General features: G+C 58.2%; 14 protein-coding genes. 8 read left to right on the plus strand and 6 right to left on the minus strand.

What is annotated here, in order from left to right; translation table 11 throughout:
• Positions 1-438: 438 nt before the first annotated feature.
• The 5 genes from PVT68_RS08825 (at position 439) to PVT68_RS08845 (ending at position 9620) form a co-directional block, all read left to right on the plus strand.
• Positions 439-3762, plus strand: a complete 3324-nt coding sequence (locus tag PVT68_RS08825; RefSeq protein WP_280322369.1) for a TonB-dependent receptor — start codon at positions 439-441, stop codon at positions 3760-3762.
• A 125-nt stretch (positions 3763-3887) separates the two neighbouring features.
• A complete protein-coding gene (locus PVT68_RS08830; protein ID WP_280322370.1) occupies positions 3888-5447 on the plus strand; it encodes a tryptophan halogenase family protein in 1560 nt (519 codons plus the stop codon).
• The gene (locus PVT68_RS08835; RefSeq protein WP_280322371.1) at positions 5444-6988 is read left to right on the plus strand and encodes a tryptophan 7-halogenase; all 1545 of its coding nucleotides are present in this window, start codon (positions 5444-5446) and stop codon (positions 6986-6988) included. Before PVT68_RS08830 ends, PVT68_RS08835 begins: the two co-directional genes overlap by 4 nt.
• A 29-nt stretch (positions 6989-7017) precedes the next feature.
• Positions 7018-8925, plus strand: a complete 1908-nt coding sequence (locus tag PVT68_RS08840; RefSeq protein WP_280322372.1) for a sialate O-acetylesterase — start codon at positions 7018-7020, stop codon at positions 8923-8925.
• A 14-nt stretch (positions 8926-8939) separates the two neighbouring features.
• Positions 8940-9620 (plus strand): putative glycoside hydrolase, encoded by a 681-nt coding sequence (locus tag PVT68_RS08845; RefSeq protein WP_280322373.1) that lies wholly within the window; start codon positions 8940-8942, stop codon positions 9618-9620.
• A 222-nt stretch (positions 9621-9842) separates the two neighbouring features.
• Here the strand turns inward: PVT68_RS08845 and PVT68_RS08850 are convergent, their stop codons facing one another.
• From PVT68_RS08850 to PVT68_RS08865, 4 genes are all read right to left on the minus strand, one after another.
• Positions 9843-11543, minus strand: a complete 1701-nt coding sequence (locus tag PVT68_RS08850; protein WP_280322374.1) for a GMC family oxidoreductase — start codon at positions 11541-11543, stop codon at positions 9843-9845.
• A complete protein-coding gene (locus tag PVT68_RS08855; protein ID WP_280322375.1) occupies positions 11536-12132 on the minus strand; it encodes a gluconate 2-dehydrogenase subunit 3 family protein in 597 nt (198 codons plus the stop codon). The genes PVT68_RS08850 and PVT68_RS08855 overlap by 8 nt, the downstream gene beginning before the upstream one ends.
• Positions 12133-12198: 66 nt before the next feature.
• On the minus strand, positions 12199-13038 hold the full coding sequence (locus PVT68_RS08860; protein WP_280322376.1) for a sugar phosphate isomerase/epimerase family protein: 840 nt from the start codon (positions 13036-13038) through the stop codon (positions 12199-12201).
• 515 nt (positions 13039-13553) lie between these two features.
• Entirely contained in the window at positions 13554-14609 is a 1056-nt protein-coding gene (locus PVT68_RS08865; protein WP_280322377.1) for a LacI family DNA-binding transcriptional regulator, read from the minus strand.
• 356 nt (positions 14610-14965) lie between these two features.
• Here PVT68_RS08865 and PVT68_RS08870 point away from each other — a divergent pair, with 356 nt between their 5' ends.
• The 3 genes from PVT68_RS08870 (at position 14966) to PVT68_RS08880 (ending at position 18685) form a co-directional block, all read left to right on the plus strand.
• Positions 14966-16141, plus strand: coding sequence for a Gfo/Idh/MocA family protein (locus PVT68_RS08870; protein ID WP_280322378.1), 1176 nt, complete (start codon positions 14966-14968; stop codon positions 16139-16141).
• A complete protein-coding gene (locus PVT68_RS08875; protein ID WP_280322379.1) occupies positions 16138-17235 on the plus strand; it encodes a sugar phosphate isomerase/epimerase family protein in 1098 nt (365 codons plus the stop codon). Before PVT68_RS08870 ends, PVT68_RS08875 begins: the two co-directional genes overlap by 4 nt.
• Before the next feature lie 127 nt (positions 17236-17362).
• Complete coding sequence (locus PVT68_RS08880; protein ID WP_280322380.1) at positions 17363-18685, plus strand: MFS transporter; 1323 nt, start codon at positions 17363-17365, stop codon at positions 18683-18685.
• 150 nt (positions 18686-18835) lie between these two features.
• Here the strand turns inward: PVT68_RS08880 and PVT68_RS08885 are convergent, their stop codons facing one another.
• Complete coding sequence (locus tag PVT68_RS08885) at positions 18836-20827, minus strand: alpha/beta hydrolase family protein (RefSeq protein ID WP_280322381.1); 1992 nt, start codon at positions 20825-20827, stop codon at positions 18836-18838.
• A 233-nt stretch (positions 20828-21060) separates the two neighbouring features.
• On the minus strand, positions 21061-24276 hold the full coding sequence (locus PVT68_RS08890; protein WP_280322382.1) for a PKD domain-containing protein: 3216 nt from the start codon (positions 24274-24276) through the stop codon (positions 21061-21063).
• Positions 24277-24314: the final 38 nt, after the last annotated feature.

Genomic DNA, 24314 nt, shown 5'->3' on the forward strand with positions numbered 1-24314 from the left:
ATAACAAGTGCTCGCTGGGCCCTCCGGCTCCGTAAAGAAAATCCCGGTTCAGGGTAAGGCGAAGCCAGCGACGAGATAAAAACGTGTTGTAGTAACAATCGTTCTAACGCTTGCTACTACAACACGTTGATGAACAACACCAATAACAATAACGAGCCGTTTAGCGATGAATGCCACCCAGCCAGCAGCCGTGCATCCTGCGCGCAGCCGCGTGTGCACCGACGTGCCCCACAACCGCTTCGGTGCGGCCGCACCCATATCATCCCTGCATTCTTTCCCGCGCCTTTTCCTGTGTCTTTTCCCGATATCCGTTAATTACGCGAATCCGCGCTCGTTCAAATTTCGTTGCGGTCAGCAACAACGACTTCCACACGGTTGTTTCGCAACCCGGGTGGGAAAACCGGGTAGTACCAACAATAAGATGAGAGGATCAATAACATGAAACGTATCCGTTTGCCCGGCACAAGGGCCGGACTTATTTCATTCGCCTCCCCACTACTGGTGTTGAGTAGCGTAATGGCGAGTGCACAGGAAAGTCAGTCGACAGAAAAACCGGAAGAGGAAAACGCAGCCATTGAGGAAGTGGTGGTTCAGGGCATGCGCATGTCCCTGGAAAACGCCCAGGACATCAAGCGCCACGCCCCGACGGTGGTGGACTCTATCACCGCCAAGGACCTGGGCTCCTTCCCGGATAAATCCGTGGCGGAAGCGCTGCAGCGGGTGGCCGGTATTACCGTGAACCGATTTGCCGCCTCTTCGGATACCGCACACTTCTCCGCGGAACCTTCTGGCGTGGTGGTGCGCGGACTGAACCAGGTGCGCAACGAATTGAACGGGCGCGACTCTTTCAGCGCCAACTCCTCGCGCGGTCTCAGTTGGGGCGATGTATCACCGGAACTGATGGGCGGCGTGGACACCTATAAAAACCAGATGGCGGAACTGGTCGAAGGTGGTATTGCCGGCACCGTGAATTTGCGCACCCGGGTCCCCTTCGACCAGGACGACGACCTGGTTGCGTTTACCGTAAGCAGCAACTACGGCGACCTCTCCGGCGATGTGACTCCCGAGGCCTCGGGCCTGTACAGCACCCGCTGGCAGACCGGAGTTGGGGAATTTGGTGTTCTCGCCAATGTTGCCTATTCTGACGTCCACACCAATACCGAGGGCAACCAGCTGTTCCGCATGAACCGCTTCCGCGATGTCTACGAAGAGGACAGCCTCTACTACATCCCTGCCGGTATCAACATGCGGGAAACCAGTTACGACCGCGAACGTCAAGGCGGCGCACTGGCATTCCAGTTCCAGAATCTCGATGAGACCGTGGTGGTCACCACCCAGTACAACCGCTCCGAGTATGAAAATGCCATGGAGGAATATATCGTCCAGGCTTCACCGGCGGATTTGTCCTATTCCCAGAGTGTGCTGTTCGAAGTCGACGCCGGCAATAGCGGTATACCGCGGCCTGCGCCGGGTACCGAAGCATTCACCTTCGATTCAAATGGTCTGTTCCAGCAGGGCACCATGGTTACCGGCCTCGGCTGGTGGGGCGGCAATGATGCCGAGGCCATGGGTTATGCCACCAACGCAGCCGGGCAACCATTGGTGAACCCCTGCTACGACTGGGCCGGCTGTACGCCCGCCGACCAGCGGGGCATCAACATGAATACCGGCACGCGCTACAGCATTAACAAGAACATGACCCAGGACTTTGCCACCAACGTCAAATGGGCCATCACCGACCGCGTGCGCTCGCAATTCGACATACAGTACGTGGACTCCAAGGTAGAAAACTACGATATCGAAACCGGCTTTGCGTCTTACGCGGATCTCGCCCTGGACCTGACCGGCAAACGCCCGGCGATACAGCTGCTCGATCCCACCAACGTCAATCTTTCCGAGGGCAACTGGGCCAATCCCAACAACTACCGTATCCACTCCATCATGGACCATGTGGAAGACAGCGAGGGCGACCAGCTCGCGCTGCGCGGTGACTTTGAGTTTGATATCGACAACGGCTGGATGGAATCCATCAAAACCGGCGTGCGCTGGGCGGAGCGCGACCAGCAGGTGCGCTGGAGTGGGTATAACTGGCAGAACGTTGCCAACGACTGGACCAACAACCAGTCGGCCTATTACAACCTCGACCGGCACGAACCCGCCAATGGTGCCGGCGGTCAACCTGGTTTCACCGGCTATCCGCTGGACTTCTACGGCGTACGCTCTCTGGGCACGTCGAATTATCACGATATCAATTTCAACCAGTTCGTTTTTGCCAATATGGATCTGATCTCCAATCGACAGGCCATGGCCAATGCGCTCGGTGCCGGCGCGCTCGGTCTGACCGGCGGCGTCGGCTGGGACCCGATCTGTTCCAATACCGGCGATCGCAGCGGCGAAGTCGAGGGAACCTGCTTTACCCCCTCGGAAATTGCTGACGTCAACGAGGAAACCCAGGCCGCCTATATCCAGTTCAACTTTGGTGGCTCAGACGCCGAGCTGTTTGGCGTACCGGTCTCCGGTAACTTTGGTCTGCGCTACGTGAAAACCATCAATAGTGCAGACGGTGGTACCGACTATGCGCGCCTGGGTGATGAATACTTTTTCACCCTCGATCCAGAAACCGGCGAGCGCATTTCCGACCCGACTCGCCAGAACCTGGGCTGCGCCCCGGTAACCGCACCTGAGGGACAGCCACAACCGCCAATTCCCTTCACGTTGGGTTGTTACCTGTCCATGGACGATGTCGCCTTCATGAATGGCGCCAGCCAGACCGGTAGCAGCAAGAAAACCCACCACAATCTGCTGCCGAGCTTCAATATCAAGTTCGACCTGACGGAAGAAGTCCTGCTGCGCTTCGCCGCCTCCAAAGCCATGGCGCGGCCGGATATCGGCAACCTGCGCTACTACACCGGCATCGGTGAAACCCTGCCGGATACCGATAATCCCGGTGACCCTCTGTGGGTGAAAAATGCCGAAGGAGAAATTGTCGGTGCCAATGTGCGCTACACCAGCGGCGCGCAGAATCCGTATCTTTCCCCCATCGAGGCGACCCAGTTTGACCTGGCGCTGGAGTACTACTTTGCCGACGTGGGTTCCATGACCCTTACCCTGTTCCACAAACAGTTCGACAACTACATCCAGATCGGCAATCAGAATGTCGAATTCACCAACAACGGGGTAACCCGCACGGTAGAAGTCAACCGACCACTGAACGGCGATGGCGCTGAGATCAAAGGCTTCGAATTTGCCTTCCAGCGTTTCTTCGACTTCCTGCCGGAACCGTTTAATGGTCTCGGCGTACAGGCCAACTATACCTTTATCGACAACCAGGGTATCACCAATACCGGTGTGCAGGCGCAGGGTGCGGAAAGCACCACGGTTACCGCCCAGGCTCCGGATACCATCAGCGTCAACCGCCTGGAAGGGCTCAGTGACAATGCGTACAACCTGGTGGGCATGTACGAATATGGCGACTGGCAGGCGCGTTTGGCTTACAGCTGGCGCGACGAGTATATGGTCACTGCCATCGATTGCTGTGTGGCCTACCCGGTATGGACGGAAGCCTTCGGATCACTGGACGGTTCCGTCGCGTACAGCCTTACCGACAACCTGGATATTGCCTTCCAGGCCAGCAACCTCCTGAACGAGGAAACCGTGATGACCCAGCAGGTTTCCAATGTGGAGGATGGCGGTACCCGGATGCCGAACTCCTGGTTCATCAACGACCGCCGCTATACGCTGGGACTGCGCTTCCAGTTCTGATCACCGGCACCGCAGGCAGGCCGTTCCGCTGCCGCGCCCGGACATAAAAATGCTGAGCTGTGGCGTTTTCGCGGCTCAGTATTTTTTGTGATAAAAACGCAGTAAATAAAACACGAAACGAAAAAATGGCAGACAAAATAAAAATAGCCATTGTCGGCGGCGGTACCGCCGGCTGGATGACCGCCGCTGCACTGGCGGGCATCGCCACAGATAAAATCTGTGAACTGATCCTTGTGGAATCGGAAGCCATCGGTACCGTGGGTGTCGGTGAAGCCACGATTCCGGCCATCAAGGAATTCAACGATCGGCTCGGCATCCCGGAAACGGAAATGCTGCAACAGACCCGGGCGACCTTCAAACTCGGTATCGAGTTTCAGGGCTGGGGCAAACCAGGTACCTCCTACATTCATCCGTTCGGCACCTTCGGTCAGCCCATCGCCGGCACGGACTTCCATCAGCAGTGGCTGCGATTTTTTTCCGATTCTGCGTTGCGGGAAAATGCGGGGTTGTCGCAGCAATTACCCCCGCTGGAAGCGTACTCCCTGGCGGTGCAGATGTGCCGCGCGGGAAAATTTGACTATCCAAAGGCCAGTGCCGGATCTGCGCTTGATCCCATCGAATCCAGTTACGCCTACGCCTATCATTTCGACGCCGGGCTCTATGCGCGCTATCTGCGCGACTATGCCGAGCAGCGTGGCGTACGGCGTATCGAGGGGCGTATTCACAACGTCAGTCAAGATCCGCACAGCGGTGATATACAGACGCTGCACCTCGAGTCCGGCCAGCAGATCAGCGCCGATTATTTTATCGACTGCTCCGGCTTCCGCTCCCTGCTGCTTGGACAGACACTCGGCGTCGCCTATCAGAGCTGGAAGCACTGGCTGCCCTGCGACAGCGCCGTCGCCATGCCCAGCGCACGCGACGCAGACCTGCCGCCGGTGACCCGCTCCACCGCGCAGCCCGCGGGCTGGCAGTGGCGTATTCCGCTGCAACACCGCTGCGGCAACGGCTTTGTGTACCAGAGCAGCCTGATTGGCGACGACGAGGCGGCGGACTCCCTGGCTTCCAGCCTAAAGACACCGGCCATTGGCGACCCGCGCATTATCCGTTTCGAGGCGGGCAAGCGCGCCTGTTCCTGGCATAAAAACTGTATCGCCGTCGGGCTTGCTGCGGGTTTTCTGGAACCACTGGAATCCACCAGTATTTATTTAATTCAGGCAGCGATCGTGAATTTCCTGAAACTTTTGCCAGGAAAATCGCTACAGCCGCAACTGGCGCGTGAATTCAACCGCTTGCTGAATCTGGAATACGAGCGCGCGCGGGATTTTATTATTCTCCATTATCATTTAAACCCGCGTACAGACTCGGAACTGTGGCGCCATTGCCAGTCGATGTCGATACCCGATGAGCTGCGCCTGCGCATCGAAGCCTTCCGCAAGCGCGGCTTTATCGAACAGTACCGGCACGGTCTGTTTGCGCCACCGAGCTGGCTGAGTGTATTCATGGGCCAGGGCCTTAAACCCCGGCAGGTCGAACCACTCGCCAACCAGGTCGATCCGCACAAAGCCGCGCAGACCCTGAGCTCGCTGGAGCAGACCATTCGCCGACAGATCGCGGCCATGCCATCAAGCGCAGAATTTGTGCAGCAATTGAATTCGATGCCGGCGGAGGAGATGCACGCATGAGCCAGTCCTCCCCTATCCGATCCGTTGCCATCATCGGCCGCGACAGCGATGCCTGGCTAACTGCGCTGCTATTGCGAAAAGCGCTGGGAAAACAGTACCTGGAAAACGGCGAGCAACCACTGACGATAACACTGGTGGAACTGCCCTCCCATACCCTGCCCCAGGACGTCATCACTACCCTGCCCACGCAACGATTGCTGCATCAATTACTGGGTTTGTCAGAAAGCAATGTTGTTGAAAGTAGCGGCGGAACCCCCTCTCTGGGCTACTTCTATGCCGGCTGGAGAGATCACAATTCCGGCCGTTTCCAGCTGTACGACAATACCGGTGCCAGTATCGATCGCCTGCCCTTTTTTCACTACTGGAATCGCGCGCGCCAGCGCGGGCTCAATACCGATCTGGACGAGTTTTCGCTCGCCGCTGCCGCTGCGCGAAGGGGCAAGATGCTGCGACTGAACAACGATATCCACCACTTTGCCGGTGGCGCGTTCAGTGGCACCACTTACGCCTACAACCTGTCAGCACCGGCCTACGTAAAAGGAATCGCGCGGCTCGCACTGGATGCCGGCGTGACGCACCGGATCTCTGAGGTGAAGACCGCCAGTATCGGCGATGGCGGCATTCAATCCGTGCTACTCGACAACGGGGAATCGATACACGCCGACCTGTTTATCGATGCCAGCGGAACTGGCGAGCTGATCGACAGATTGAGCAAGGGCAGCCTGGACCAGGACAATTTCGAATCCTGGAATAACTGGTTTCCCTGTGACCGCGCACTGGTCGCCTCCATGCCGCGCCTGCGCCCCCAACCGGCGCTCAACCAGATTGTCGCGCTTTCCTGTGGCTGGATGGGACTCTATCCGCTCGCTGCGCGCACCGGAGTACTGGTGCCATTCGACTCACAATCCGCGAGTTCCGAGCAGATATTGCAGACCGTTCAACGCATGACCGCCAGAAAATTAATCCAACCGCAGATACGCACACTCAACATCGGTGTGCGATCAAAGCCGTGGCGTGGCAATTGTGTCGCGGTGGGCACATCGGCAGCGAGTCTGGACCCGCTACAGGGATTGCAGATGCAGGTGCTGCACACTTCGCTTTCCTATCTGCTCTCCCTGTTCCCGGCCCATGGCAATCAGGATTATGAAATCGAACGCGAACTCTACAACTCCCGGCTCTACAGCCATGTGGAGCGACTGCGGGATTTCCAGCTGGCGGGCTATCTGCTGAACCAGCGCCCCGAACCCTTCTGGCGCCACTGCGCCGGGGCACCAATTCCGCAACCCCTCGCCGACAAGATCGATCTGTTCAAAACCCGTGGAAATATTCCGCTGGAGGAACACGAACCTTTCGACGAACCCGCCTGGCAGGCACTGTTTGCCGGCTGTGGATTGATGCCCGAGAGCTACCATCCACTGGCCGACCTGGTGCCGGATACACAGCAGATCGAATTCTTCCAGGATATTTTGCGCTTCGTTGCCGCACAGGCGGAGCGGATGCCGGATCTGGAACGCACACAGAATGGCGCCGCTCAGGTGTGATAACTCAAACTCACCGGAAAAAACCAACCGTGACAACAGCCCGCCCCTCCATCGCCGTTTCCGCATTGACAGCTTTTGTGCTGCTGATCCTCAGCTTCGGTGCAATCGCCGAGATCCAGCCGGCCAAAATTTTCTCCGACCACATGGTACTGCAACGGAATCAGCCGGTTGCCATCTGGGGAACCGCCTATGCGGATACCGATATTCATCTGGCGCTGAACGACCACCGCTATACCGTACGCAGCGACAGCGATGGCCAGTGGCGGATAACCATTCCCGCGCAAAAGGCCGGCGGCCCCTATACGCTCTCCCTGAGTGGCGACGGCGAGGCGGCGATTCGCGATGTCTACTTCGGCGATGTGTGGCTCGCCGGCGGCCAGTCCAATATGGAGTGGAAACTGAGCTGGAAGATCAATGATTCCGACAAGATCATTGCTTCCGCCGATTATCCTCTAATCCGGTTCTTCGATGTGCCCAGTGAAATCGCCGCGACACCGCAAGCGACGTTGAATGGCGGCGAATGGAAAAAAGCCACCCCGGAAAACGCCGCGGAATTTTCCGCGGTCGCCTACCTGTTCGCACAGAAAAATCATCTGGAGAAAGACGTTGCGGTCGGTATCATTGACAACAACTGGGGCGGCACACCGGCGGAAGCCTGGATGAGCAAAGAGGCACTGTTGCAGTTGCCCGCCTATCGCGAACGCACCGAGGCACTGTTTCAGCCGGGTACCGACTGGCCCGCGCGTTTTAACCGCAACCAGCGCAACGCCGAAGAAAAATACCAGCGGCTCACCAGCAAACAAGATGCGCTGAAGGCGGGCGCCTACCGTTTCGACTACTCCACCGCCAGCTGGAGCGAACAGACACTGCCTGCGGAATTCGAGCATCTGGCCTGGTTGCGCCATGAATTCGATCTCAATGAAATACCCAGCAAGGCCGTACTGGAGCTCGGCGACCTGCAGCAGGAGGCGTTCGTCTGGATCAATGAACATTTACTGGCGGAGGAAGATTCCCAGGCCCAGGGCGCCCGCTATGAAATTCCGGCTGACCTGCTGAAAAAAGGCCGCAACCTGATCGCGCTGCGCGTCGGCAACAGCTGGCACAACAAACCCTATGTGGGCCGTCCGGATCAACTCTGGCTACAACTCGGCGACACCAGACTGGACCTGAGCAGCGGCTGGCAGTACAGCAACCAGGTGGAAGCGCCAATACCGGAACATATCCGCTACGAACACAAACCCACCTTCCTGTACAACAGCATGATCCACCCGATCCAGGGCTACGGTATTCGCGGAGCCATCTGGTACCAGGGTGAAAGCAATGTGGGCGAAGCCGCGCAGTACCACGACCTGTTCAGTGCCCTGATTCAGGACTGGCGCAACCAGTGGCAACAGGAGTTGCCCTTCCTGTTCGTACAACTGGCCGCGTTTCTGCAACCGAAAAACCCGCAACCGGACAGCAACTGGGCACTGCTACGGGAGATGCAGAGCCGTACCCTGACGTTGCCCAAAACCGGCATGGCCACCGCCATCGATATCGGCGATATCTACGACATTCACCCGCGCAACAAGCAGGATGTGGCGGCGCGTCTGTGGGGCGAGGCAAAACGCGTGAGCTACGGTGAAGACATTCTCAGCCGTGGCCCTACCTACCAGTCACACCAGTTGAAAAACAACCGTGTAATTATCCGGTTTGCACATACCGGTGAGGGACTGCGACTCAAAGATGGTGAATCGGTAAAAGGATTTATTCTTGCGGACAGCCAGGGCAACTACCGGCTCGCAAACGCGAAAATTGAGGGCAGCACCGTCGTGGTATGGCACGACGATATAGCAAAGCCCAGCGCAATCAAATATGCCTGGGCGGATTATCCGGAAGTCAACCTGTACAACTCGGCCAACCTGCCGGCATTACCCTTTTCTCTGGAAAAATTATAAAACGGATAAAAACCATGACGAGCCAACTCTACAACACCTCTGAACGTCACCCACGCAGCAAGCAGCTTATGCTGATCGCAGCCCTACTGCTTACTCCCGCTCTCACGCTAGCCGCGGAAACGCCCAACCCCAACTACGTCTATTTCAGCGCGGGCGACACACCGGAAAAATGGGCCTGGGTATTGAGCGACCCGGACAACTGGTGGCAGCCCCTGGCCGGCAATGACGGCCAGTCTGCACAGAAAAAGATCCGCATAGTACCCACCAGCTTCCAGAGCGAAAACGACGCGGTAAATATCCAGTGGAGTAAAAATTCTTCCTGGGGCAGCGCAGCCATCAGCGGACGCGAGATAGACCTGTCCGGATATGAAAATGCCGCGGAGCTGTCCGTGGCACTGAAAGTCAAAAAGCGCAGCAAAAGTGAAGTCAAGCTCGCCATGAACTGTGGCGAGAATTGCGGCGGCGAGGTTCAGATAGGCCACATCCTCAACAAGGCCCCACTCGACCAGTGGTTCCTGTTGCCGGTGCCGCTGAACTGCCTGAGCCAGAGCGGCGCAGATCTTTCAAAAATAATCTCGCCGTTCTCCATCGGCACTACAGGCAGTCTGGAGCTGGAAATCGCCGAAATCCAGGTCATGCCGCTGGCGGATGGGGACAAGGGTTGCGCTCAAGATGGCCAACCCAGCGCTCCCTGACCCACTGGCTTTAGCGCAACAGAATCACTCAGGTAGGCTCACACTTACCCTGCTTCAGCGCCTCTATTTCCAGCTGTTTCATGGCTCTTTTGTGGCCCAGATAGATCACAAACATAGCAAACACCGTTGACACCACCACGCATATCGTCAAAAAAGTCCACATATTCACATTCATAGAAAGTCCCTCACTAAAAATTTTGTATTCCTTTGAAACAGAAAACGTCAGCTCAACTGTGACAATGCATGGTCCACTGCCCGTGCCGCGAACACCATATAGGTCAATGACGGATTCTGGGTACCCGTGGAGGTCATGCAGGCGCCGTCAGTGACGTAGACGTTTTTACAGGCGTGGAGCTGGTTGTGTTTATTGAGCAGGGAGGTTTTCGGGTCGTGCCCCATGCGTACGCCGCCCATTTCGTGAATATCGAGGCCGGGTGCGCGGTGGTCATCGTCTACCTGGATATTGGTAAAGCCGGCAGCGTCGAACATTTCCGCGACCTGCTGTTGATAGTCACGAATCATTTTTTCATCGTTATCGTCGTAGCCCACATTTACCCGAAGAATTGGCATGCCCCATTCGTCCTTCTGTTGAGAATCTAGGGTGACCTGGTTGTGCTCGCGGGGAATGCATTCGCCCATCATATGGGAGTTGATGTGCCACGGCCCGTAGGACGGGTTCATCATATTGGCAACGAGCTGTTCGCCCACGCCATCGTAATTGACATCTACCGGCCGGGTGCTGTCGACACCGGCAGCGTAGCCGCGCAGGAAATCGGTTTCCTGTTTGTGCAGGTTGCGAAAGCGTGGGATATAGCCACTGGTGGGGCGGCGACCGTGGGTTTTGAATGCCTTGAGGCCATCGTATTCTGCGGTCATCCGGCCGCGGTAGTTGTGGAAGCTTACATATTTCCCGAGCAGGCCGTTGTCGTTGCCGAGGCCATCGGGAAAACGGGATGAAGTGGAGTTGAGAAGGATCAGGTTGGTATTCAGCGCGCTGGCGTTGACGAAGATCAGCGGCGCGTAGTATTCGCTCATCTCCTTACTGCGGGCGTCGATGACGCGCACACCGGTGGCTTTCTGTTTTTTCTCATCGTAAATAATCGAGTGGACCACGGAATCATTTCGGAGGGTGAGATTGCCGGTGCGCGCGGCCCAGGGCAGCGTTGCCGAGTTCGCGCTGAAATAGCCTCCGAACGGGCAACCCCGCTGGCACATAACCCGCTGCTGGCAGATGGTACGGCCCTGCTTTGCGTAATATTCCCTATTGCCGGTGATGTGCGCGCAGCGCCCGCTGATCACATAACGGTTTTCGTATTTGCCTTCTACCACGGATTTGAAATGCTTTTCCGCTGCGGTCAGCTCGATGCCCGGCAGGAATTCACCGTCCGGCAGGTGGGGAATACCATCGCGAAAACCGGCCACACCGACAAACTGTTCCACCTTGCTGTACCAGGGGGCCAGATCCTTGTAGCGGATGGGCCAGTCCACCGCAAAGCCGTCCCGCGCCGGGCCCTCGAAATCGAGATCGCTCCAGCGCTGTACCTGCCGCGCCCACATCAGGGATTTGCCTCCGGTCTGGTAGCCACGAATCCAGTCGAAGGGTTTTTCCTGAATATACGGGTGCTCATTATCCTTCACGAAAAAGTGCGCAGCGTCTTCCTTGAACGCGTAACAGCGACTGGCAATGGGATTTTCCCGTTGAATATCTTCGGGTATTTCGCCGCGATGCTTGAACTCCCACGGCATCATGGTCGTAGTGGGGTAATCCCGGTTGTGGACAACGCTGCGCCCCCGCTCCAGTACCAGCGTTTTTACCCCTTTTTCACACAGGTCTTTTGCCGCATAACCGCCACTCATTCCCGAGCCAATCACGATGGCGCCGTAGCTGTTGCTATGTACGCTTTTGATATTCAGGTCAGCCATGGATATTCACCTTCGCGTCCGGATCAATTTTTTTATCGCCATCGAACACCGGCCCCGGGACCAGCTGGTAGGGCATCAGTTCAGTCATGACGTATTCGGAGTTGAGGTATCCCTGTATCGTGTACCACTTGCTGGTGTTGAGAAAATACTGCACCACCTGCACTGCCTGATTTTCTGGGTCGCTGTGACCCCAGATATCTGCCAGTGCACGCTCGCTGTTGGCGCGGTCCAGCTCGCTGAAGCGCGGCCGCCCTGCTCCAGTGCGGCCAACGCCAGAGGGAAAGTCATCGAACAATCGCATTCCGGCGATAAACTTAATCTGATCGACACGGCTCAGGCAGTCGTTAGCCATCACCAGCACGAAATCCTGCACATCCAGCTCGGCTGCGCCCTTGAGCCATTCGCCGTTCAGCTCTGTGGATGGAATCAGGGTATCCACGAGTTTTTTTAGCAACATCTGCTGGCTGGCAGTCACCTGTAATTCGTCGTAGGCCGCGAGCACACGCGCCTGGGCGAATTCGCCAACCGGTAACAGAGCGAGACCGCCGGTGGCCAGTGCCAGTTGTTTGAGTAGGGTTCTTCTGTTCATCGCATTGCCCGTTTTTATTATTTATTTGGCTAAATGATGCCCCTTAGGTTGCGGGTATTCGGGGCATCACCCCCTGTTCCAACTCCGCGCTGTAGTGAAACTTGCGGTGACGGAGGCCAGTGGATCCTTGGGTTGATCATGTTCCACAAAACCAAACCGATAGCCGGATTGATCTGCTGCGGCAAGGAACTGCTTGAAATCAATGATTCCCGCACCGACATCCACCATATTTCCGGCAACGTCCATATCTTTGACGTGCCAGAGCGGGAAACGGCCCGGATGTTTACGGAAATAATCCAGTGGATCCCGCTGCGCCTTGCGCAGCCAGAACAGATCCATCTCAAAACTCACCAGCGCCGGGTCGGTGTTATCCAGCAGCCACTGATACGGCTCGAAATCATTGCTGGTGACAAATTCGAAATCGTGATTGTGATAAGCCATACGCAGACCCGCGCTGCGGCACAGTTCGCCCCAGCGGTTGAGATCGTCCGCCAGGCGCTTGTAACCATCTTCGCTACGCTCACTTTCTCCGATCCACGGTAATACCAGGAACTGATGCCCCACTTCTGCCGCCGCATCCAAATGCTGCTGGAGCCCTTCCCGTAACTGCGACAGTTGCAGGTGTGCAGCCGGAGAAATCAGCCCTTCTCCCAGGAGAATTTTGCGCAGTTCCGCGGGCTTTTCTTCAAAGTAACCGGCAAACTCCACCTGCTGATAACCGATTCCCGCCAGCGCCTTTAATGTGGCCGAAACACTTTTCTCCATCAGGGCGCGTACGGTGTACAGCTGCACTCCTCGCACCTGGGCCTGCATCGGCGAGCCTGCTTGGGTAAGGCCAGCTGCGGTGGCGGCGAGGGCGGCACAGGTCATGGCGAGAAACTCCCGGCGATTGATGGATCTGTTCATGGTTTTGCTCCTGGGAAGATCGGGTGCAGGCAAACGCCCGCACACAATCCGGCACACGTGTTACCGCCAGCCGGAAATAGGTTGGAATTTGCGGGCAGCACAGAATTGCCCAGGCAAAAGTGAAGATCGGAAAAATCGGCGCGGCACAGACGGGCACCGCAGGCACGGTTTGTGCTCTTTGTGCTCATGGCGGTCATCGCTATTTATTTTTATTTTCGACCCGGACTGAGGCGATTTATTAACACCGGTTATTGGCGACGGTCTTACGTCGAATCCGGTGTAGGCCCCGATTGCGCCCGGGAAATTATTATTGTGCCGGGGAAATATCCACGGCGGGCAACTCGAAAAAAATGTAACCGGTTTCAGGGATCCCCGCAAGCCCTGCCTTGAGGCATACAGCGCCAGTGTGACGCCTGCGCGAAAAGCCGGGGAAACTCAGGGCCGCTAATCCCCGGCAGACTGTCCCCGGCAGACTGTCCCCGGAAAACTGTCACAGGGAAAACTGCCCCCAAGGCTCAGGGCGCCGGCCCGGTGCTGTCGCGTACCTTGAGATCGTAAGGCAGCACCACCTGGGCGGGCTCACCACTGCTGGCAGTTTCCAGTTGATCAATCAACAGCTGCGCCGCGGTCGCTCCGAACTCCTCCGCCGGCTGGGCGATTGTGGTCAGGGCCGGGTCGCTATAAGACGCATAGGCAATATCGTCGAACCCGGCCACAGAGATGTCTTGCGGCACCCGCAGCCCCGCCTGTTTGATCCGCTGCATTGCGCCCAGCGCCATTTCGTCGTTCTCGCAAAAAATGGCGGTGGGCGGGTTGTCGCGGGTGATCAGGGTACCGGCGGCGCGGTGGCCGGACTGCAGGGTGAAGTCACCCGGACACAGCAGGGAGTCATCAAAAGCGATACCGGCCGCCTCCAGCGCCTCGCGGTAACCGGCAACCCGCTCGAGGGTCAGCGGGCTGCGCTGGGGGCCCTTGATCAGTCCGATACGCCGGTGACCGAGGCGCACCAGATGATCGGTGATGGCGCGGGCGGCCGCGCGGTTATTCAGTTGTACCGACGGATAACCGCAATCACGCATCACTTCACAGGCATTAACCATGGGCGGCAACTGGTCCCCGGCTTTACCCCTCACCTTGCCCTTCCCTTTTACTTTCCCCTCTCCTTTTTCGGCCTCATCCAGCCCGGAAAAGGGATCGAATGCGCGCAACTGAATCACTCCATCCGCCTGGAAATTCTGCACCATACGCGCGTAATCGCGCTCGATTTCCTCACGCCCCAGGGTGTTGCACAGCAGCACCTGATAGCCAGCCTCCCGCGCGCGCTCCTGAATTCCGGTAATCACCCGCGAAAAGAACGGGTTGGCAATGGTGGGCACCAGTACCACCAGATTGTGAGTGCGGCGGGAGCGGAACTGCACCGCCATCAGGTTGGGTTTGTAGCCCGCCTCGTCCACGGCGGCGAGGACCTTCTTGCGGGTGCGCGGAGATACCAGATCCGGTTTCGCCAGGGTACGGGAAACCGTGGCCACAGAAACTCCCGCCAACCTGGCCACGGTACGGATATTCGACATAGACGCTCAGCTCTCTTTTCAACTATTCCCAAGGGGCACTTCCGCCCGCTAGCCAGACAGGGTTTTACCGCTGCGCTGGTCGCTTTCTTCGATGGATTCATCAATCTATGGCAAATCCCACGCCGGAAGTATCCGTGGGCATCTTGACAGGAAAAAATGTAACCCGTTACATTGCACTTTACAAGAGCGCACAATTACCAGCGCCATCGTCATTTACCGCGCGATCGGCAACCCCGAGGTGGGCAACACGCTGGCACAGTCCGCGATGAGTAATCGCGGGACAATACGAAAAAAATAAATAACGCGATAAGCGACGCATAAAAAACAGCTCTGCACGCGACGATAAGGAGAATAAAGTGAGGCAGCCCGACAACAAGCTGCGCCTGGGAATGGTTGGCGGCGGTGAGGGCGCGTTTATCGGCGCGGTACACCGGGCCGCGGCCAATCTCGACGGACGCATCCGGCTGGTGTGTGGCAACTTCAGCCGCGAGCCCGACAACAACCAGCGCACCGGCGCCAGCCTGGGCCTCACCGCCAACCGCGTGTATCCGGATTGGCCGAGCATGATCCGCGCCGAAGCCGCCCTGCCTGAAAGCGAGCGTATGCAGGCGCTCAGTATCGTCACCCCCAATCAATTGCATGTCCCCATTACCGAAGCCGCACTGGATGCTGGCTTCCACGTATTCTGTGAAAAACCCGCCGGCATCACCCTCGCGGAAGTCACCAGACTGCAGCGCCGGCTCGCCGCCAGTGACCGCCACTACGGTCTGGCCCATACCTACCTTGGCTACCCACTGGTCCATCAGGCGCGGCACATGGTGCGCAATGGCAAACTGGGTCAGATACGCAAAATTTATGCGGACTACCGCCAGGGCTGGCTCGCCGGCGGACTGGAATACAGCGGCAACAAACAGGCGGGCTGGCGCACTGATCCTTCCCAGGCCGGGGCCAGTGGCTGCATGGCGGATATCGGCACCCACACCTTCGGGCTCGCCGAATTTGTCAGCGGCCACAAAATCACCCGACTGTGCGCAGAACTGCACTCCCATATCGATGGCCGCCAGCTGGACGACGATGGCTCCGCGCTGTTTCGCACCGATGGCGGCGCCAGCGGCGTACTGACCGCCAGCCAGGTGTGTGCCGGCGAGGAAAACGACCTGACCCTGCGCATCTACGGCGAACACGGCGGCCTCGAGTGGCACCAGATGCAGCCAGACACCCTGGTTCACCGCAGAGCCAATGGCGATATCCACCTGCTGCGCGCCGGCACCGATCGTGAATACCTGCTGCCGACCACCCGCCACAGCCTGCGCCTGCCCGCCGGGCACCCGGAAGGCTATCTCGAAGCCATGGCCAACCTTTACCGGGATTTCGCCAGCGCCATTCTTGACGGAACCCCCTGCGCGATACCCGGTATCGACAACGGTCTGCGCGGCATGGCATTTATCGACGCCATGCTCCGCAGTGGCGGCCACTGGACCGAACTGGAAATACCCTCCACTGAACCGCACACCACAGGGGTAAAGGCATGAACGAAACCGGAAAACCAACTGCGCAGAAAGCCCAGATAGCTCAGATAAAAGGACCCGCGCTGTTTCTTGCGCAGTTCATGGGTGAACAACCGCCCTTCGACAATCTTGCCGATATCTGCCGCTGGGCCGCCTCTCTCGGCTACCGTGGTGTGCAGATTCCGAGCAACGACGCCCGCTGTATGAACCTGAGACTGGCCGCGGAAAGCCAGGACTATTGCGATGAACTGCGCGGGACCTGTGCCCAGGCGGGAGTAGAAATCACGGAACTGTCCACCCACCTGCAGGGACAACTGGTGGCCGTGCACCCGGCCTATGACGAGCTGTTCGACAACTTCGCCCCGGCGGAACTACGCGGCAATCCCCGCGCGCGCACCGACTGGGCGGTGGAACAACTGCTGCTCGCGGCCAGGGCCAGTCAGCGCCTCGGCCTCAGCGCCCACGCGACATTTTCCGGCGCCTTGCTGTGGCACCTGGTGTACCCCTGGCCGCAGAGACCCGCAGGACTGGTAGAGCAGGGTTTTGCGGAACTGGCGCGGCGCTGGCGGCCGATTCTCGACGCCTTCGACGAGGCCGGCGTGGACGTCTGCTATGAAATCCACCCCGGTGAAGACCTCCACGACGGCGCCTCCTTCGAACAGTTCCTGCGCGCAGTGGATCAGCACCCAAGGGCAAAAATTCTCTACGATCCAAGCCACTTTGTGCTGCAGCAACTGGACTATCTGGACTTCATCGATCGCTACCATGCGCGCATCGGCATGTTTCATGTGAAGGATGCGGAGTTCCGTCCCGATGGCCGTGCCGGTGTCTACGGCGGCTATCAGGGCTGGACCGAGCGCCCCGGGCGTTTCCGCTCCCTGGGTGACGGCCAGGTAGATTTCAGAGGTATTTTCAGCAAGCTCACCCAGTACGGATTTGACGGCTGGGCGGTGGTGGAGTGGGAGTGCTGCCTCAAGCACCCGGAAGATGGCGCGCGGGAGGGCGCGCAGTTTGTACGCGAGCACCTGATCCGCCGCGCGGACAAAGCCTTCGACGATTTTGCCGGCGGCGCCAGTGATAGTGCGCGCAATGCGCGGATTCTTGGTATTGGCGACTAACTCGTAGGATGGGCAAAGCACAGTGTGCCCATCAAAGACCTTGGTACCGAATAACGTTGGGCACGCTGCGCTTTACCCAACCTACCGGTCTCGAACAACAAAAATGATCGCGATGGGAGAAAATAAAATGAATAAGTCCGACCCAAAGCAGTACCCCACACAATACCGCAACAGCCGCCTCTTTCTGATCGGGGTACTCGCCCTGGTTGCCGCCGCCATGAGCGCTTCCCTGCGCGCCACTGTGGCCGGGGATATCAAGGGCGAGCTGTTCGACACCATCGACCTCGCACACTCTGCCACACTGATTGCGGAATCTCTCGGGGTGGCATTTCTCGGCTTCGCCTTCACCCTGTTTATCGTCAGCCCGCTACTGGACCTGCTCGGCATGCGCCGGGTAGTGATGGCCTCGGGGCTGTGTCTGGGCGGCGGCACCCTGCTCACCATCTGCGCACCACTTGTGGACGGCATGGATGCCTACTGGCTGGTGTGGAGCGGCATGCTGCTGTGCGGCATCGGCTGGGGCTGCGCCGAAGGCTCTGTGAATCCCATGACCACCGCGCTGTATCCGGAAGATAAAACCCACCGCCTGAACGTGGTCCACGCCTGGTGGCCGGCAGGCATGATTTTCGGTGGCGTAGCCGGAGTCGCCATGGGCGCGTTTGATGTGCCCTGGCAGTTCGCCCTCGCGCTGGTGTTGCTGCCGGCACTGGCGGTGGTGGTCCTGTCCATCGGCATCGAATTCCCGCCCACCGAGCGCGCCGCCAGCGGCATCAGCATGAAGGAAATGTTTCTGGAAATTCTGCGCCGCCCGAGTTTTCTACTGTGGTTCGCGGCAATGTTTCTCACCGCCGCCTCCGAGCTGGCTCCCGGCCAGTGGGTGGACCTGGCACTGACCCAGAAAGTGGGCTTCCGCGGTATTCTGTTACTGGTATATGTGAGCGGCCTGATGTTTGTGATGCGCCACTTTGCCGGACCACTCGCGCACCGCCTGTCCAATGCCGGGCTGCTGTGGATATCCAGCCTGCTGGCGGCCATCGGCCTGTTCCTGCTGTCCCGCGCAGACGGTGCGGTAACCGCGCTGGTTGCGGCAACCGTATGGGGTATCGGCGTGTGCTTTATGTGGCCGACCATGCTCGCCAGCGTATCCGAACGCTATCCCCGCGGCGGCTCACTGATGATCGGTCTGGTAGGCTCCGCCGGTGCGGCGTCCATCTACTTTGTACTGCCCATGCTGGGCGCCTTCTACGATCAGGTAAAGCAGGAACTGGCCGGCGGCAGCGACGGGCTTGCGCAACTGTCGACAACAGCACTGGCGGACATTGAGGGGCTGGCGGCGGCGGAGTCTTTCGCTCTGGTGGCGCTGTTGCCGCTGGCGCTGCTGCTGATCTTCGGCGCGGTGTGGCTCTACGACCGCCGCGCCAAATCCACACAGCGGGTGGCCACCGCCTGAAATGGTCACTGCGACGGGTAAACGTCTCTTCTCCACAGGGCGTTGACGTCGTCACTGTGTCTCTGGCCCGTTTGCACGGGCCTTTTTTTAAACACCGTACTTTTACCCCCCCCGGTTACTGATCCGTTGTCGCGGGTGTGATTTTTCCGGTTACTGGGTATCGGCAGGCTGTAGATATTTATCCACAAACGCCACCATCGCCTCCACGGCTTCCAGGCGGGTCTCGCTCTGCATCAGGTTATGTGTCTCCCCTTTCAGCTCGATCAGTTTCACGTCCTTTTCTGCCCGTCGCAGCTGCTTGTACATAGTATTCGACTGCTTGAAGGGCACATTGAGATCATCTTCACCGTGAATCAACAATACGGGAGCCACGAAATTTTTGGCAAAGTTCGCCGGTGATATGGCCTTAAGATCTTTATCCGATGCTTCTCCATTGCCGATATTCTTCTGCCAGTAGGCTACGATCCAGTGGTCGTCGCCATGCTCTCGCTCTTCATATTCGATCATGTCTTCCAGGTCGGCAACGCCATTGATGGAAACCACGCAGCGATAAAGTTCCGGAGTAAATGCGCCACCAGCGAGCGCTGCATAGCCGCCGTAACTCGCGCCGACGATACAGATCCGTTGCGGATCGACAATGCCTTTTTTCACCAGCACGCCCACGGCATCGGTGAGATCATCCTGCATCTTTCCACCCCACTCACCGCGACCAGCCTTTTCATGCTCGATACCAAAGCCGCTTGAGCCGCGGAACTGGGGTTGCACCACCAGATAGCCGCGACTGGCCAGGGATTGGGCCAGCCAGTCAAAACGCATCTGGTCATAGGATGCGGGGCCGCCATGAGGCAGTATCACCGCCGGCAGGTTTTTCATATTCGCCACACGTTCCCGCGGGATGGTAAGCAGGTTGGGAATAATCAGGCCATCGCGGGCACGAAAGTTCATACGGCCGATGGGATGAATATTTTCCGACTTGATTTTCGGGCGCGCGGCGGCCAGCGCCGTGGGTGGCTCGTCCGCACTGAACTTGTAAAAGGTTCCCGAATCACCGGCCCCCTCTACATACACAAGCAGGTCGCGCCAGTCGCTGCTCCAGTCCCGCAGTTGCACAAAGTGCTCAGGAAACATCGCGCGAATATCCTGAACCCGCTTGTCGAGTTCTTCGTCGAAGAAACGATATTCCGGGGTGAATCCAGAGTAGCGCACCCCCCAGACAATCCGGTCGAGGCCTTTGTAGGTATATTCGATATCCGCATCGTCACGGCCAAACCCCATATTGGTGAATTCACCGGTTTCCAGGGACAGGGTGTAGTAATCGTCGCGACCGATATCACTGTTGGTACCCACCACTACCAGAGCATCTCGAGCGGGAGTCATCCCTACCACATTGATACTGCGGATATCGGTATCTTCACGGTACAGTTCGCGCCAGTCATCGCCGTCGCGAACCAGCAATTTGTGACGGTTATAGCGGTTGTCGAAAATTTCATGCACCAGGACTTCACCCTCGGCATCGACAAAAAAATCGAGCGAGTCTTCCTTGCCCTTGAAATGCACCCGGGGACGGCGCGGAGAATCCAGATCCACCCGCATCAGCGACATGCGCGGTGAATGGTCCATTCTGTCATCGGCCACATAGGCCGGCATGTACACGTATTTGCGGTCCGGAGACAGTCCGGCTATCCGGCCAAGCCCCTCCTGTCCCTTGTAAATGACATCTCCGGGAGTCAACAACTGGCGGATGTTGTTGTCCTCGACGTTGTAGGCGTAAGCGGTGCTGAGATCAAGATCCCCCCGGTACCCCAACACGCGCCGCACTTCGCCGCCAATAATGATGAGTTCGTCATCGGTCGCGAAATACAGACCGTGCATATTGATGTCCGAATCCGCGAGATTGAGCCCCGCCTTGTGCTTCCCCCTGGCCAGGTCGTACACCACGATCATATCGCGCTCGCCCTCGGCAATGCGGTAGGCAATTTTGTCGCCGTCCGGAGACAGCGCCATCATGCTGACCTTGGGCAGCACACCGTAATCACGGACGCTGACGGCCGAAGAGGTGGCGGCATGAACCGAAGAAAAAGGAATAAATAGCGCAGCGATAAAAAGCCACGCCGAGAAGGTGTTGCGGGTTCTCGTCATCATGGGAATTCAATTTCCTGTTTATTCTTGCTTGAAATCAACGATCGTCCGATGAAATCGCCGATGCACAAGAATACCGGAATGACCACGTCATGTCCGGCAACAGAATTCCCGACAAAGAGCCGGAGAAAGAAAAAAGCCCGGCAGAGTTCTGCCGGGCCAAGAATGATCACCTTCGTGATCAGTTTTGCGGAGGAATATCCTCCAGGGGGGAGCTTTCCGTTACAGCAATTTTTTTACTCACACACATCGCCACTGATTGCGGGAATTTCCAGCGGTTCACTATTGAGCTTCTCACCCTGATAACCGAATTCTGCATAGGCGCCAGGCTGAATCACGCTGTTCCAGCCAAGGCCGGAGGCGGTGTAGGGGTTACTGCCGGACAGATTGGCATTCCACAGGTTGGTGATGCGGCTGCTGCCACTGTAGGAGAAGGTGAGCTGCCAGCCATCGATGGGTGTATCGCCGTTATTGGTGATACGGATACTGCCGACAAAGCCGGCCCCCCAGTGGCTGCCCTCGATATAGTCACAGCTGGCAGTGCCGGCCCCGCCTTCATTGCCACCGCCCTCGTTACCACCACCATCGTCCGGCTCGGTCACTTCGATGGCGATGGTATCGCTGTCACTGGCACTGCCATCGCTGGCGGTCAGGGTCGCGGTGTAATTACCGGCGCTGGCGTAGGTATGACTGACACTGGCACCACTAGCGGTGCTGCCATCGCCAAAATCCCAGCTGAAACTGAGCGTATCGCCATCGGCATCACTGGAACCCGAGGCATCGAAGGTCACCGACACCGGTGCTTCACCAGAGGTAGAGCTTGCGGAAACCATTGCAACCGGCGGGGTGTTTTCCGGTTCCACCCCATTTGCGGTAATCGACACGCTGGTGCTGTCACCACCGCCCTGGCCATCGTTAACGGTCAGTGTCGCGGTGTAGGTACCGGCCATCTGGTAGGTATGGCTGGCGGTGACACCGGTAGCGGAACTGCCGTCGCCGAAGCTCCAGCTGTAGCTCAGCGCATCGCCATCGGCATCGCTGGAATTACTGCCGTCGAAATTGACCAGCAGCGGGGCATCACCGCTCACCGGGGTCGCGCTGACCGCTGCCACCGGGTCGGTATTTTCAATCACGCCACCGGTAGGATCCGCGTACAACAAGCCGCGACCATTGGTACCGAGATATACACGGCCAAAAATACGCGGGTCGCCGGTAATCGCTTCTCCCATATTGCCGTACTGGTGCGCGTCATCGTTGATCCGCACCCAGGCTGCGCCCTCATTGGTGGAGCGGAATACACCGGTCACGCCATCCACCGTACCCACCAGATACAGGGTGTGATAATCACCAGCGGGCGCCGCCGCGCCGAGGCCGATATTCACCCCCTCTTCCACGCTGGCGATTTTGCTAAAACTGGCACCGCCATCGGTTGAGCGCCACAGGCCGGTAACGGTTTCCGCACTGGCATTGACGGCGCTGCCGGCAAGCCAGATATGACCTTCATTACCCGGCGCCGCCAGGAACTTGCCCGATTCCGGCAAACCGCTGGCGGCCGTCGTGGTGAAGCTGACACCGCCATCCTGGGATACGTAGAAAGTGCCCCCACTAAAGGCGTAGAACGTCTGCGGATTCACCCGGTCGCTCTCCACCCGCGCACCGGCTGGCACACCGCTGGAAGCGGTCCAGGAGCTGCCATAGGTTGTGGATACGTGCACGCCTGCCCCCTGTGGACTCCACACAATGGCACCGCCATTTGCACTCATTGCTACATGGCCGCCACCGGTTACCCCGGATGGCTCCTGCCCCTGCCACCAGCTATCTCCGGCAGATGTGGAGACACCGATATGCACCGTATCCGCATTGCCGACCCGCACCATGATGCTGGGATCCAGCGCCGCAAAATCGATTCCGGTGGTACTGGTCAGATACGGCGTCTGGTACATCAGATCCGGCACCGTATCCACATCGGTGTGTTTGAAACCACCGATATCCCCGAGCGCAGAGAAGATATTCGCGTTACCGCTGGGCGGGCTGGCGAGATCCAGCACCGCGGTTTCCTCCAGCCCCTTGATCATCGGCTCGATAGTGACAATACCGTCGCTGTCCCAGTTGGTGAGATTGTTGGCGCCGTAAATGGTGGCGCCTGTGCCGTACATAAAGCGGTCGGAATTGTGCGGATCGATTTCCACCGATTCGTTCATCCAGCCCAGCTTGAGAGCTTCTTCCGGCGGCTGTGGGTTGGCGCCGAGGTGCAGCCAGGGCACCGAGCTGATATCCATCTCATAGCGCTTGCTACGCGACGGGTAACCCGCCCAATCCCAGATGCGCGTCCAGCTGGCGCCGGCGTCGGTGGTGCGGAACAGGATCATGTCCGGCCACCAGGAATTGAGTGACGCCACCATCAGCGTCTCGGGGTTCTGGCGGTCGATGGTCAGCCCGGAATAACCAAAATACAGTTCGCCGCTGGCCGCGGTCATGGGGCTGATTTCACTCCAGGTTTCCGTGGCGACGTCGAACCTCCATACCGCGCCGGTACTGCCATCGTAGGGGCCGCCGGTATCGCTCATGGCCACATACAGCGCACCGTTGACCTCGTCGAACACGCCCTTGTGGGGAATGAACCCCGAGGGCGCACCAGGGATCACTTCCCAGCTGGCGCCACCATCGGTAGAGCGGTAAAGGGAATAAGTGGTATCCGCGACCCCCACATAAATCACATCGGAACCTTCACCACTGGTGCCGGAAGTGGGGTCGAAGGTTACCCACACCACACCCTGCAGTTTATCCCCGTATCCCCATTCGTCATCGGGATCGGCAGCGTAGGTGCCGGGATTGGGAAAGCTCTGTACTTCATACCAGGTCACCCCGTAGTCGGTACTGCGCCACAGGCCCTCGCCCAGTTCCGCCCCGTAATAAATTATGCTGTTGTCATTGGGGTCGATACGCAGGCGCTCACCCATACCGCGCCCGGGCATATTGCCGCCCACCTTGAACGGCAGTTCTGTGACCTGCCAGGTTTCACCGCGATCCGTGGAGCGGGCGATGGCACCATTGTTCGGATCCCAATCGTTGGTGTACATGCCAAGCGCCGCGTAAACCCGGTTGGTATCCACCGGGTCTGTAGCCATACTCATGACGCCGTTCCAGCCCCACTTGTCCCAGCCGACCCAGTCCAGCAGAGGTTTCCATTCCTGATTCGCGTCATTCCAGCGATAGGCGCCGCCAATATCCGTGCGTGCATAAATCAGGTTAGGCTCACTGCGGTTAAAAATGATCGCCGGCACAAAACCACCACCGTCGATGCGCACATTCTGCCAGCTGTACTCTTCCTGAGGCGCGGCCTCCACCACCGGCGCGACCGACAGTGCCAGCGCGACACCGGTACTAACAGCCGCGCGCTGAATGGTTAGCGAAAGCTTGCGCATTAAAAAGGTTTTATTTGAATTCATCATCGCTGTTGCCTTTGTTTAATGGTATTTCTTGTTAGAGA

This window comes from Microbulbifer bruguierae (assembly GCF_029869925.1).
GTDB classification, from domain to species: Bacteria; Pseudomonadota; Gammaproteobacteria; order Pseudomonadales; family Cellvibrionaceae; genus Microbulbifer; species Microbulbifer bruguierae.